This is a genomic window from Pseudomonas sp. CJQ_9 (genome assembly GCF_043106615.1).
Classification (GTDB): domain Bacteria; phylum Pseudomonadota; class Gammaproteobacteria; order Pseudomonadales; family Pseudomonadaceae; genus Aquipseudomonas; species Aquipseudomonas juntendi.
The window spans coordinates 105,410-117,535 of record NZ_JBICMS010000035.1 but is presented as its reverse complement, the minus strand read 5'-3'; the positions used below and the strand labels follow the sequence as shown (position 1 = coordinate 117,535).

Here is a 12,126-nt window from a genome sequence, read left to right as displayed (position 1 = left end):
ATCCTTAGTGGGCCAGGCCACGTTCCAGCCAGCGCTTGCTGGAGAAACTCACCGCCGCGTCCAGTAGCAGGGCCAGCAGTGCGGTACAGGCGGCCCCCAGCAGCAGCTGGGGCTGGTTGTTCAGGGCGATGCCGGGGAAGATCAGGCTGCCCAGGCTATTGGCGCCAATCAAGAATGCCAGCGGTGCGGTGCCCACGTTCAAGGCCAGGGCCACGCGAACACCGCCGACAATGATTGGCACGGCGTTGGGCAGCTCGACCTGCCACAGTTGCTGGCGTGGGGTCATGCCAATGCCCGTGGCGGCTTCCTTGAGCGAGGCGGGGACGTTTTTCAGGCCTTCGTAGGTGTTGCGCACGATGGGCAGGAGGGAGGCGAGGAACAGTGCGAAGATCGCCGGCCCGGCGCCGATGCCCAGGATACTCAGGGCGATGGCCAGAACGGCCAGGGGGGGGATGGTATTGCCAACGTTGAAGAACTGCATGAAGCGCTCGGCTTTGTCGACCCGGTGCGGCCGACTGAGCGCAATGCCGGCGGGGATGCCCACGGCCAGTGCCGCCGCCATCGAAGCCAGCACCAGTACCAGGTGCGCTTGCAGGTAGAACCCAAGATCGTCGCGATACCGCGCGATCGTGTCGATGCCGATCCAGTGGACCAGCAGGGCCAGGATGACGAGCACGGCGGCCCATCCCAACAGCCCTTTACCGTAGCGTTTAGCCACAGGCAGACTCCTTGTGTTGTCGGCGAGCACACTTCTTGGTTGCCGGCCAGGGGTGGCGGCGGGTGGTGTGTTCGCGAGTAGCAGCCAGATGCAAACCGAAGGCTGCGATCTGGCCATGAGCCGAACCCCGTCGGGCCCGAAAATGCTGATGAAACCAGCCCTCAACCGAAGCGGGTTGCAGGGGAGTGGACGTCTCCAAGGCCCTAAAGGTTCCCATTTGAGGCGGCATTTGGCCAGCGTTAATCACTGGGGGAATGCAAATCTGGCGAGAGAAAACAGCGGCTTAACGCGCTGCAGGCGTTGAAATAACTGCCCTGCGGCTATTTGTCGTGATAAAGCGATTGTGTGGTGAATCTGCTGGGGCAGTGCTGGCCCTATCGCTGGCAAGCCAGCTCCCACAGGTATTACACAGGGCTGGGGTACTGTGCAGTACCTGTGGGAGCTGGCTTGCCGGCGATAGGGCCGGACCTGCAACCTCTCAATCAGCAGATTTTGGTCCCCGCCCAACTTCAGGTATGATACCGCCCCTTTCAAATCCCCCAGTCAGGCGATTTCCCATGACCAACCAGGCCGCCGAAGTCGCGAAGCGCCGCACTTTCGCAATCATTTCCCACCCCGACGCCGGTAAAACCACCATCACCGAAAAGCTGCTGCTGATGGGCAAGGCCATTGCCGTCGCCGGTACCGTGAAGTCGCGCAAGTCCGACCGCCATGCCACCTCCGACTGGATGGAAATGGAGAAACAGCGCGGCATCTCCATCACCACCTCGGTGATGCAGTTCCCGTACCGCGAGCACATGATCAACCTGCTCGACACCCCCGGCCACGAAGACTTTTCCGAAGACACCTACCGCACCCTGACTGCAGTGGACTCGGCGCTGATGGTGCTGGACGGCGGTAAAGGTGTAGAGCCGCGGACCATCGCCCTGATGGACGTCTGCCGCCTGCGCGACACGCCCATCGTCAGCTTCATCAACAAACTCGACCGTGACATCCGCGACCCGATCGAACTGCTCGACGAGATCGAGGCGGTTCTGAAGATCAAGGCCGCGCCGATCACCTGGCCGATCGGTTGCTACCGTGACTTCAAGGGCGTGTACCACCTCACCGGTGACTACATCGTGGTGTACACCCCTGGCCACGGCCATGAGCGCACCGAGGCCAAGATCATCCAGAAACTGGACTCCGACGAGGCCCGTGCCCACCTGGGTGACCAATACGATTCGTTCGTCGAGCAACTGGAGCTGGTGCAGGGTGCTTGCCACGAGTTCAACCAGGAAGAGTTCATCAATGGCCAGCTGACCCCGGTGTTCTTCGGTACGGCACTCGGTAACTTCGGTGTCGACCACGTGCTCGACGCGGTGGTCGACTGGGCGCCGCGGCCGCTGGGGCGTGTGGCCCACGAACGTACCGTAGAACCGGTCGAAGAGAAGTTCACCGGTTTCGTGTTCAAGATCCAGGCGAACATGGACCCGAAACACCGCGACCGTATCGCGTTCATGCGCATCTGCTCGGGCAAGTACGAAAAGGGCATGAAGATGCGCCACGTGCGCCTGAACAAGGACCTGCGTATCGGCGATGCGCTGACCTTCTTCTCCTCCGAGCGTGAGCAACTGGAAGAGGCCTTTGCCGGCGACATCATCGGCCTGCACAACCACGGCACCATCCAGATCGGTGACACCTTCACCGAAGGCGAGGCCCTGGGCTTTACCGGTATCCCGCACTTCGCCCCGGAGCTGTTCCGCCGTGTGCGCCTGAAAGACCCGCTGAAGTCCAAGCAGCTGCGCCAGGGCTTGCAGCAGCTGGCGGAAGAGGGTGCCACGCAGGTGTTCTTCCCGGAGCGCAGCAACGACATCATCCTGGGTGCGGTCGGTGTGCTGCAGTTCGACGTGGTCGCCAGCCGCCTGAAGGAAGAGTACAAGGTCGAGTGCGCCTACGAGCCGATCACCGTATGGTCGGCCCGCTGGATCAGCTGCGACGACAAGAAGAAGCTCGAGGAATTCCAGACCAAGGCCATGGAAAACCTGGCCATCGATGGTGGCGGCCACCTCACTTACCTGGCGCCGACCCGGGTCAACCTGGCGCTGATGGAAGAACGCTGGCCGGACATCAAGTTCCGCGCTACCCGCGAGCACCACTGACTATTGGATTTGGGGCTGCTTTGCAGCCCTTCGCGTGCACGCCCGCTCCCACAAGGCTATCACTGCCCTCAGCTCTGGTGATATCCCTGTGGGAGCGGGCGTGCCCGCGAAGGGCCGCAAAGCGGCCCCATTTCAATTCCCGGCCTTGATACTGGTCCAGATCCGCGTCCTGATACGGTCGATCTTGGCCGGCATCGCCTCCAGCGCATACAGCTTGCCCATCACGGCCTCGCTCGGGTAAATCATCGCATTGCCTTTCAGCGCAGGGTCTACCAGGCCGTCCGCCTTGAGGTTGCCGTTGGCATACTGCACATGGTTGCTGATGTTGGCCATCACCTCCGGCTGCAGCAGGTAGTTCATGTAGGCATAGCCAGCCTTTTCATCTGGTGCATCGGCCGGCATGGCCACCATGTCGAACCACAAGGGCGCGCCTTCCTTGGGTATCGAATAGCCCACCTTGACGCCGTTGTGCGCCTCTTCGGCGCGGTTCTTCGCCTGCAGCACATCCCCCGAGAAGCCCACCACTACGCAGACATCGCCGTTGGCCAGGTCGCCGGTGTATTTCGAGGAGTGGAAGTAGCTGATGTAGGGCCGTACCTGCATCAATAGCGCCTTGGCCTTGTCGTAGTCTGCCGGGTTCTGGCTGTGGTGCGGCAGGCCCAGGTAGTGCAGGGCAATTGGCAGCAGCTCGGGGCCGTTGTCCAGCACCGCTACACCGCAGCTTTTCAGCTTGCTCATGTACTCGGGCTTGAAGATCAGGTCCCACGAGTCCAGCGGCGCGTTGTCGCCCAGTACCGCCTTGACCTTGTCGATGTTGTAGCCGATTCCGGTGCTGCCCCACAGGTAGGGGAAACCGTACTGGTTGCCCGGGTCATTCACCTCCAGCGCCTTGAGCAGCACCGGGTTGAGGTTCTGCCAGTTGGGCAGCTGCGACTTGTCCAGGCGTTTCAAGGCCTTGCCCTGGATCTGCCGGGCCATGAAGTGGTTGGAGGGGAACACCACGTCGTAGCCGGAGTTGCCGGTCATCAGCTTGCCGTCGAGGGTTTCGTTGCTGTCATACACGTCGTAGGTGGGCACGATGCCAGTGGCTTGCTGGAAATTTTTCAGCGTGTCGGGTGCCACGTAGCTGGACCAGTTGTAGATTTTCACCGTTTCGGCGGCACTGGCCACACTGGCGGCCAGCATCAAGGGTGCAAGAAGGCGTGTGCGCATGTCGGGGTTACCTTGCTTTGTCTGTTGTTATCGAAGGCAGGCGATCAGCGGATCAGAAAATCAGTACGTAGGTCTTGCGTACGGTCTCCTGGATGTCCCAGGTGCCGGTGCTATTGGCCGGTAGCATCAATGCGTCTCCGGCTTCTATAAGCAGGGGCTCGCCACCGTCGGGGGTGAAGGTGCAGCGGCCCTTGATGAAATGGCAGAACTCCTGTTGCACGATCTGCCGCCGCCAACGCCCGGGGGTGCACTCCCAGATACCGGTTTCGACGCCGTCGTCGCGTTCCACGCTGGTGACCGAAGCCACCGCCACGGGTTCGCCGAGCGGCACCGCTACCGGGCTGGCGCTAGCCAGTGCGACGCTGTCGGTATTCTTGAACTGGGTGATGCGCATGACCGGTGGATCCTGTGTTGGGGAAAGGGAATCAGTGCATGAAGCCTTCCATGAAGTCCGCGAGCGAGCTGGCCAGGCGCCGCCTCCAAGGCGCGCTGGCGGGGTTGGCGAGGGTCCGGTCCTCGTGGACGAAGCTCTGGATGATTGCGTTGTAGCCCAGCCAGCGGCAGGGCTCGGGGGGCCAGCTGGCCAGGCTTGAAACCGGGCGGTTGTCGAGCACCCACGGTTGCGCCGTCAGCGCGTTGTGCTGGTTGAGGATCAGTGCCGCCAGGGTCCGCCCGCCCAGGTTGGTGGCGCCAACGCCTTCGCCGCCGTAACCGCCGGCCAGGGCGATGCCGCGCTGGCGGTCGCAGAGCATGTGTGGGCGGAAGCGCCGCGCCATGCCAAGGTTGCCACCCCACGAATGGGTGATACGCGCATGCTTTAGCTGTGGGAAGAGTTCGCTGAACAGGTAGCGGCGCAGCTCGATTTCATGTTCGTCGAGGTTGAAGTTTTCACGCAGGCGGCCGCCGAAGCGGTACCCGCCCCGGGCGCCGAATACCAGCCGGTTGTCGGCCGTGCGCTGGCCATAGGTGACCTGGCGGCTGCTTTCGCTGAAGGCTTGGCCCTGGCTCAGGCCGATCTGTTCCCAGGTCGCCTCGGGGAGTGGTTCGGTGGCCACCAGCAGGCTCTGCACCGGCAGTTGGTGTTTGCCCAGCGGTGGCAGGCTGGCGGCGTAGCCTTCCACGGCGGGCACCACCCATTGGCAGCGAATGCGCGCCAGCGGTGTACGCACCTCACCCGGTTGCCAGTCGATGGCTGGGGTGTTTTCGTAGATCGGCACGCCCAGCGCTTCCAGTGCCCGGGCCAGGCCACGGGCGAGCATGGCCGGCTGGATGGTCGCCGTGTGCGGGCTGTAGATCGCGCCATAGGCGTTGCTGACCCGTAGCTGCGCGTCCAGCTGTTCGGGGCGCAACCAACGGTAGTCGTCTTCGGTCATGCCCTGGCGGTACAGGTCGTCGAGGTAGGCGCGCAGGCTGCGCTCCTGTTCCGGGTAGCGCGCGGCGCAATACAGTACGCCGCCTTTGCGGTAGTGGCAGTCGATGCTTTCGCGCTGCAGCACGCTGTGCACCTCGTCCGGAATTCCGTGCAGCAGGTCGATGCTGTCGCGGCGCTGCTGCGGTGACAGGCTGGCGAGCAGGCGGTCCTCGCCGAGCAGGTTGCCCATCAGCCAGCCACCGTTGCGCCCAGAGGCGCCGAAGCCGGCGATGTTGGCATCGATCAGCGCAATGTTCAGCTGGGGTGCCTGGCGCTTGAGGTAGTAGGCGGTCCATAGCCCGGTGTAGCCCGCGCCGATGATGCACACATCCGCGTCCAGGTCGTCGCGCAGGGCCGGGCGGGCGCACAGCGGCTCGTCGAGCTGGTCCATCCACAGGCTGAGCGTGCGCAGGGGTTGCATCGGGTTCGGCTCCACGTCCGTCAAGGTCTGTGGCCGATCCTAGTCGGGCGAGTGGGCGGCTGTCTTACGTGCGTGCACGCAGGGAAATTTGCTTCAGGTAGGCCTTGGGTGTGAGCCCGGTGTGTTCACGGAAGCACTTGTAGAACGCCGACAGCGAATTGAAGCCAGCGTTGAACGCCAGGTCATCGATGGGTGTTCCGGCGCTGTTGTCATCAAGGCTGGCCATCAGGTGCTGCAGGCGGGCCTGGTTGACGTAGCGGTAGAAGCTTTGCCCAAGCACCTGGTTCAGCAGGTAGGAAATCTGGTTACGGCTGTAGCCACTGGCATCGGCAACCTGCTGCAGATCCAGTTCAGGGTCCAGGTAGGGGCGCTGGCGCTGAAAATAGTGTTCCAGGTCCTGGGCCATGGTCGACAGCTGCCGCGGTGACAGGCCCAGGCGGCTGGTGGCTGGCCGCGCGCCGCCGGTGCCCGCGGTGTTGCCGTGCTGGCGCACCAGGGTGGCGTATTCGTTGACCCGCCAGATCAGGCCGTCCCTCACGGTAATTGCTTCGCTGGACTGAAACGCCACCAGGCCATCGCCGCCCTGCACCGTAACCTGGTACTGGATGAACGCGGTGCAGCCATCGACGCGGATACGGTCGCTGTGGACGATGTCCTCGCCGGCTTCGTGGGGTAGGCAGGCGCGCACGTAGTCGCGCAGTTCGCGATAGCCCAGCACGCGGTTCTGGAAGAAGTCGTGATAGTGGACATCGGGGTGATAAAGCGCCATCACGCCGTCGAGGTCACGGTGCTTCCAGCACAGGTGGTAGCGCAGCACGGTCTCGGCGGTGAGTGGAGTCTGGGCGGGGTCATCGGGGAGCGTCATGGCTGGATCATGCCTTGCCGGCCAGGCCATCACAAGAATGCAGAACACCTGATGGACAGGGCGGTTTCGCGCATTTTGCACGGTCCAGCTGGCGGCTAGCGAGCTAAGCCACTGATTTATATGGGCGTCATTTTTTGTCACAGCTGGCACAGCTACTGCAAAGGTTACTGCGCGAATGGAATTCTCGCTAACAACATAAGGCGCACACATCATGATCACCTCTGCCGACTACCCCGCTGTCGATACGCAAAGCCGTTCAGGTGTTTCCTGGGCGGCGATCTTCGCTGGCGCGGCTGCTGCCGCATCCGTTTCCCTCATCCTTGTGGTACTGGGCGCGGGGTTGGGCTTCGCCGCCACCTCGCCTTGGGCTGACGAAGGGGCGAGTGCCAAAGCCCTGGGCGTTTCTACCATTGTCTGGCTGCTGCTCACGCAGATCATCGCATCGGGCATGGGCGGCTACATTGCCGGCCGGCTGCGGGTGAAGTGGGCGAACCTGCACGGTGACGAGGTGTACTTCCGCGATACCGCGCATGGCTTCCTGTCGTGGGCAGTTGCCACCCTGGTCGCCGCCATGCTGGTGCTGGGCGCGGCGGGCAACCTGGTAGGTGCCGGGGCCAGCGCTGCGTCGCAAGCGGCCACGGTGTCTGCTGCCGCAGGTGCATCGGCGGCTACCGGCAGCAACAATGATTCGATGGGGTACTTCGTCGACAGCCTGTTCCGCGGTGACGGCCCGGCGCCAGTCAGCGAAGACGCTGCCAATGGGGTTGCCGCGCGCATTCTGGCCAAGGGCATTGCCGGGGACGGCGCACTGCCTCCTGAGGACCGTACCTACCTGGCCCAGTTGGTGGCGCAGCGTACCCGACTGACCCAGGCCGAAGCCGAAGCCCGTGTGGACCAGGTAATGGCTCAGGTGCAACAGCTGAAAACCGATGCCAAGCAAGCCGCCGATACTGCCGCCAAGGTAGCTGCCTGGACTGCCCTGTGGACCTTCGTCGCGTTGCTGTGCGGCGCCTTCATCGCCAGCGTCGCGGCCCTGTATGGCGGTCGCCTGCGCGACCGCGTGCAGTGGCTGGAAGGCGACTACGTCACTACCCGCACCGTTCAACGTTAAGCAAGGAGAATTACCATGCGCTCGATATTGCTGTGGATGCTTGGAGTACCGATTCCCGTGATCATCCTGATTGCACTGTTCATGCACTGACAGCAAAGGGCGGCCCAGGCCGCCCTTTGCTATTGCCACCATTGACGGAGGTTGAACATGCGCTCGATATTGCTGTGGATGATCGGCGTGCCGATACCGGTGATTATCCTGATTTGGATTTTCATGCATTGAGCGGCTGGGGCCGCGGTGCGGCCCATCGCGGCGCGAGGCCGCTTCTGCAGAGGTCGCGTGAACCTCACGCCAGCGCAGGCCGCTCTGGCAACTGATTAAAGAAACTGCTCCGCGTAATGACAGGCCACTTGCCGCGTACCGACTTGCCTGAACGCCGGCACGTCCTTGGCGCAGCGCTCAGTGGCATGTGGGCAGCGCTTGTGGAAGGCGCAGCCGTTCGGTGGGTTCAGCGGGTTGGGCAACTCCCCGGCAATTCTGATTTTCGGCTTCAACGGGTCGGGATGAATCGCCGGTGTCGCTGACAGCAGTGCTTGGGTGTACGGGTGCAGCGGCTTCTCGTAGATGTCCTCCTTGGGCCCCATTTCCGCAGGCCTTCCCAGGTACATCACCAGCACCTGGTCGGCCACGTGCCGCACCACCGCCAGGTTGTGCGAGATGAACACGTAGGCGGTGTTGAACTCCTTCTGCAAGTCCATGAACAGGTTCAGTACCTGTGCCTGGATCGACACGTCCAGCGCCGAGGTCGGTTCGTCTGCCACCAGTACCTTGGGCTGCAGCATCATCGCCCGGGCCAGGGCGATGCGCTGGCGCTGGCCGCCAGAGAACATGTGCGGGTAGCGCTGATAATGCTCGGGGCGCAGGCCGACCTGCTCCATCATCTTCTGCACCTTGTCTCGCCGTTCGGCCTTGCTCAGCGAGGTGTTGATCAGCAAAGGTTCGGCCAACTGGTCGCCAATCTTCTGCCGCGGGTTGAGCGAAGCGTAGGGGCTCTGGAATACCATCTGCACGTCGCGGCGCAGTTGCTTGCGCTGGGCCTTGCTGGCGCCAGTGACTTCGGTGCCGGCAATTTGCAGGGAGCCGGAAGACGGCTCTTCGATCAATGTCAGGGCGCGGGCCAGGGTCGACTTGCCGCAGCCAGACTCACCCACCACCGCCAGGGTCTTGCCGGCCTCCAGCTCGAACGACACGCCGTTGAGCGCGCGGACCAGTGCGTGGCCTTTGAACAGCCCGCGGGATACTTCGTAATGCCGGGTCAATTCCCGGGCAGTCAGAACCACGGCCATTACGCCACCTCCTGGTTCAGCGGGTAGAAGCAACGCACCAGGCTGTGCGCCTGAGGGTCGAGGGGCGGGCGCTGGCGCCGGCAGTCGTCCTGTACATAAGGGCAGCGCGGCGATAGCAGGCAGCCCACGGGGCGGTCGTAGCGGCCAGGCACGATGCCCGGCAGGGTGGCCAGGCGTTCGGCGCCAAGGCTGTGTTCGGGGATGGCCGCCAGCAGGGCTTCGCTGTAAGGGTGGGCCGGCAGGTCGAACAGCTCTGGAACCTGGCCAACTTCCACCGCCTGGCCGGCATACATCACGCACACCCGCCTGGCCGTTTCGGCGACCACGGCAAGGTCGTGGGTGATGAGGATCAGCGCCATGTTGCGCTCTTTCTGCAGGTTCACCAGCAGCTCCATGATCTGCGCCTGGATCGTCACGTCCAGCGCGGTGGTGGGCTCGTCGGCGATCAGCAGCTTGGGTTCGCCGGCAATCGCCATGGCAATCGCCACACGTTGGCTCATGCCGCCGGACAACTGGTGCGGGTAGGCATCCAGGCGGCTTTCCGCCGCCGGGATCTCGACCTTTTTCAATAGCTCAAGGGCACGTTGGCGCGCCGCCTTGCCCTTCAGGCCCAAGTGTTGGCGCAGCACCTCCTCGATCTGGAAACCTACCGTGTAACTGGGGTTCAGTGCGGTCATCGGGTCCTGGAAGACCATGGCGATGTCCTTGCCCACCACCTTGCGCCGTTGCCGGCCGCTGAGCTTGAGCATGTCGGTGCCGTCGAAGGTGAGGGCGTCGGCGGTAATGCGCCCAGGCGCATCGATCAGGCCCATCAGGGCCATCATGGTGACCGATTTACCCGAGCCGGACTCGCCGACGATCGCCAGGATCTCGCCGGCGTCCACCGCCAGGTCCAGGCCATCGACCACCGGTACGGCAGTGGCGTCGCCGAAGCGCACGTTCAGGTTGTTGATCTGTAACAGTGACATGGCGTTCTCCTCAGGCGGCGTTCTTGAGTTTCGGGTCCAGCGCATCGCGCAGGCCGTCGCCCATCAGGTTGATTGCCAACACACTGAGCAGAATGGTCAGGCCGGGCAGGCTCACCACCCACCAGGCACGCTCGATGTAGTCACGCGCCGAAGCCAGCATGGTGCCCCACTCGGGGGTGGGCGGCTGCACGCCCAGGCCAAGGAAGCCCAGGGCGGCGGCGTCGAGGATCGCCGAGGAAAAACTCAAGGTGGCCTGCACGATCAACGGTGCCATGCAGTTGGGCAGCACCGTGACGAACATCAGGCGTGGCAAGCCGGCGCCGGCCAGGCGTGCGGCCGTGACGTAGTCGCGGTTCAGCTCGCCCATCACGGCGGCGCGGGTCAGGCGCACGTAAGAGGGCAGCGACACGATGGCGATGGCGATCACCGTGTTGATCAGGCCTGGGCCAAGAATGGCGACGATCGCCACCGCCAGCAGCAGCGACGGCAGGGCCAGCATCACGTCCATCAGGCGCATGATCGACGGGCCCAGCAGTTGCGGGAAGAACCCGGCCAGCAGGCCCAGCAGGATGCCCGGGATCAGCGACATCACCACCGAGGACAGGCCGATCAGCAGCGACAGCCGCGCGCCCTGGATCAGGCGTGAAAGCAGGTCGCGGCCAAGTTCGTCGGTGCCAAGGATGAACTGCCAGGTGCCGCCTTCCAGCCACACCGGTGGGGTCAGCAGGAAGTCGCGGTACTGCTCGCTGGGGTCATGGGGGGCGACCCAAGGCGCGAACAGCGCGCAGAACACCACCAGGCACATGAACGCCAGGCCCATTACCGCGCCCTTGTTGCGCGCGAAGGCTTGCCAGAATTCTTTGTACGGCGAAGGGTAGAGCAGGCTCTGGTCCACCGGGCTGGCCGGCGACACGGATTTCGGAATCGGGCTAGTCATGGCAAGGGCCTCAGCGCTGATGACGGATACGTGGGTTGGCCAGGCCGTAGAGAATGTCCACGACGAAGTTGACCAGGATTACCAGGCAGGCGATCAGCAGGATGCCGTTCTGGACCACGGGGTAGTCACGGGCGCCGATGGCTTCGATCAGCCATTTGCCGATGCCCGGCCAGGAGAAGATGGTTTCGGTCAGCACCGCACCGGCCAACAGCGTGCCGACCTGCAGGCCGAACACGGTGAGCACCGGGATCAATGCGTTGCGCAGGCCATGCACGAACACCACCCGGGCCGGCGACAGGCCTTTGGCACGGGCTGTGCGGATGTAGTCTTCGCGCAGCACTTCAAGCATCGATGAGCGGGTCATGCGCGCGATTACCGCCAGCGGGATGGTGCCGAGCACGATGGCAGGCAGAATCAGGTGCATCACCGCGTCCTTGAATGAGCCTTCCTCATCGCTGAGCAGGGTATCGATCAGCATGAAGCCGGTTTTCGGCTCGATGTCGTAGAGCAGGTCGATGCGCCCGGACACCGGGGTCCAGCCCAGGCTCACGGAGAAGAACATGATCAGGATCAGGCCCCACCAGAAGATCGGCATCGAATAGCCCGCCAGGGATATGCCCATTACCCCGTGGTCGAACAGCGAGCCGCGTTTGAGCGCCGCGATCACCCCGGCCAGCAGGCCGACCACGCCAGCGAACAACAGTGCGGCAAAGGCCAGTTCCAGGGTGGCCGGGAACAGGGTCAGGAACTCGCGCCACACGCTTTCGCGGGTGCGCAGCGATTCACCCAGGTCGCCCTGGGCCAGCTTGCCGACATAGTCCAGGTACTGGACCGGCAGGGGTTTGTTCAAGCCCAGGCGCTCCATGGCCTGGGCATGCATTTCGGGGTCGACCCTGCGCTCGCCCATCATCACTTCCACCGGGTCGCCGGGGATCAGGCGTATGAGCGCGAAAGTCAGCAACGTGATGCCGAAAAAGGTCGGTATCAGCAGGCCAAGGCGCCGGGCAATAAAACTCAACATTGTCGGGGTTACCTCATCAGACCGTACGGCCAGCA

Annotated in this window: 11 protein-coding genes; 2 read left to right on the top strand and 9 right to left on the bottom strand. The window is 63.5% G+C overall.

Annotated features, from left to right (window positions below):
* Window positions 1-4 precede the first annotated feature (4 nt).
* The gene (locus ACF8SD_RS06180) at window positions 5-718 is read right to left on the bottom strand and encodes an ABC transporter permease (protein WP_009685140.1); all 714 of its coding nucleotides are present in this window, start codon (window positions 716-718) and stop codon (window positions 5-7) included.
* Between the two features lie 557 nt (window positions 719-1,275).
* Here ACF8SD_RS06180 and ACF8SD_RS06175 point away from each other — a divergent pair.
* Complete coding sequence (locus ACF8SD_RS06175) at window positions 1,276-2,859, top strand: peptide chain release factor 3 (RefSeq protein WP_003248481.1); 1,584 nt, start codon at window positions 1,276-1,278, stop codon at window positions 2,857-2,859.
* A 132-nt stretch (window positions 2,860-2,991) separates the two neighbouring features.
* Here the strand turns inward: ACF8SD_RS06175 and ACF8SD_RS06170 are convergent, their stop codons facing one another.
* The 4 genes from ACF8SD_RS06170 to ACF8SD_RS06155 form a co-directional block, all read right to left on the bottom strand.
* Window positions 2,992-4,071 carry a polyamine ABC transporter substrate-binding protein gene (locus ACF8SD_RS06170; protein WP_054890027.1) on the bottom strand — a complete coding sequence of 360 codons (1,080 nt, stop codon included), beginning with the start codon at window positions 4,069-4,071 and terminating at the stop codon, window positions 2,992-2,994.
* A 52-nt stretch (window positions 4,072-4,123) separates the two neighbouring features.
* The gene (locus ACF8SD_RS06165) at window positions 4,124-4,465 is read right to left on the bottom strand and encodes a cupin domain-containing protein (RefSeq protein WP_009685143.1); all 342 of its coding nucleotides are present in this window, start codon (window positions 4,463-4,465) and stop codon (window positions 4,124-4,126) included.
* A gap of 31 nt (window positions 4,466-4,496) precedes the next feature.
* Window positions 4,497-5,903, bottom strand: coding sequence for an NAD(P)/FAD-dependent oxidoreductase (locus ACF8SD_RS06160; protein ID WP_392484089.1), 1,407 nt, complete (start codon window positions 5,901-5,903; stop codon window positions 4,497-4,499).
* 64 nt (window positions 5,904-5,967) lie between these two features.
* Window positions 5,968-6,768, bottom strand: coding sequence for a nuclear transport factor 2 family protein (locus tag ACF8SD_RS06155; RefSeq protein WP_173887663.1), 801 nt, complete (start codon window positions 6,766-6,768; stop codon window positions 5,968-5,970).
* A 211-nt stretch (window positions 6,769-6,979) separates the two neighbouring features.
* On the opposite strand from ACF8SD_RS06155, the gene ACF8SD_RS06150 reads away from it, so the two are divergent.
* Window positions 6,980-7,879, top strand: coding sequence for a hypothetical protein (locus ACF8SD_RS06150; RefSeq protein ID WP_047150133.1), 900 nt, complete (start codon window positions 6,980-6,982; stop codon window positions 7,877-7,879).
* A 317-nt stretch (window positions 7,880-8,196) separates the two neighbouring features.
* Here the strand turns inward: ACF8SD_RS06150 and ACF8SD_RS06145 are convergent, their stop codons facing one another.
* From ACF8SD_RS06145 to ACF8SD_RS06130, 4 genes are read right to left on the bottom strand one after another with little or no spacing between them, the layout of a single operon-like run.
* On the bottom strand, window positions 8,197-9,165 hold the full coding sequence (locus tag ACF8SD_RS06145) for a peptide ABC transporter ATP-binding protein (RefSeq protein ID WP_054881444.1): 969 nt from the start codon (window positions 9,163-9,165) through the stop codon (window positions 8,197-8,199).
* Window positions 9,165-10,133, bottom strand: a complete 969-nt coding sequence (locus ACF8SD_RS06140) for an ABC transporter ATP-binding protein (RefSeq protein WP_182388821.1) — start codon at window positions 10,131-10,133, stop codon at window positions 9,165-9,167. Before ACF8SD_RS06140 ends, ACF8SD_RS06145 begins: the two co-directional genes overlap by 1 nt.
* 10 nt (window positions 10,134-10,143) lie before the next feature.
* On the bottom strand, window positions 10,144-11,070 hold the full coding sequence (locus tag ACF8SD_RS06135; protein WP_009685150.1) for an ABC transporter permease subunit: 927 nt from the start codon (window positions 11,068-11,070) through the stop codon (window positions 10,144-10,146).
* A 10-nt stretch (window positions 11,071-11,080) separates the two neighbouring features.
* A complete protein-coding gene (locus ACF8SD_RS06130; protein WP_009685151.1) occupies window positions 11,081-12,091 on the bottom strand; it encodes an ABC transporter permease subunit in 1,011 nt (336 codons plus the stop codon).
* Window positions 12,092-12,126: the final 35 nt, after the last annotated feature.

Excerpts from the sequence above, each read along its gene's own strand:
- ACF8SD_RS06175 (WP_003248481.1), top strand. The coding sequence starts at position 1,276 with ATGACCAACCAGGCCGCCGAAGTCGCGAAGCGCCGCACTTTCGCAATC.
- ACF8SD_RS06170 (WP_054890027.1), bottom strand. The coding sequence starts at position 4,071 with ATGCGCACACGCCTTCTTGCACCCTTGATGCTGGCCGCCAGTGTGGCC.
- ACF8SD_RS06165 (WP_009685143.1), bottom strand. The coding sequence starts at position 4,465 with ATGCGCATCACCCAGTTCAAGAATACCGACAGCGTCGCACTGGCTAGC.
- ACF8SD_RS06160 (WP_392484089.1), bottom strand. The coding sequence starts at position 5,903 with ATGCAACCCCTGCGCACGCTCAGCCTGTGGATGGACCAGCTCGACGAG.
- ACF8SD_RS06155 (WP_173887663.1), bottom strand. The coding sequence starts at position 6,768 with ATGACGCTCCCCGATGACCCCGCCCAGACTCCACTCACCGCCGAGACC.
- ACF8SD_RS06150 (WP_047150133.1), top strand. The coding sequence starts at position 6,980 with ATGATCACCTCTGCCGACTACCCCGCTGTCGATACGCAAAGCCGTTCA.
- ACF8SD_RS06145 (WP_054881444.1), bottom strand. The coding sequence starts at position 9,165 with ATGGCCGTGGTTCTGACTGCCCGGGAATTGACCCGGCATTACGAAGTA.
- ACF8SD_RS06140 (WP_182388821.1), bottom strand. The coding sequence starts at position 10,133 with ATGTCACTGTTACAGATCAACAACCTGAACGTGCGCTTCGGCGACGCC.
- ACF8SD_RS06135 (WP_009685150.1), bottom strand. The coding sequence starts at position 11,070 with ATGACTAGCCCGATTCCGAAATCCGTGTCGCCGGCCAGCCCGGTGGAC.
- ACF8SD_RS06130 (WP_009685151.1), bottom strand. The coding sequence starts at position 12,091 with ATGTTGAGTTTTATTGCCCGGCGCCTTGGCCTGCTGATACCGACCTTT.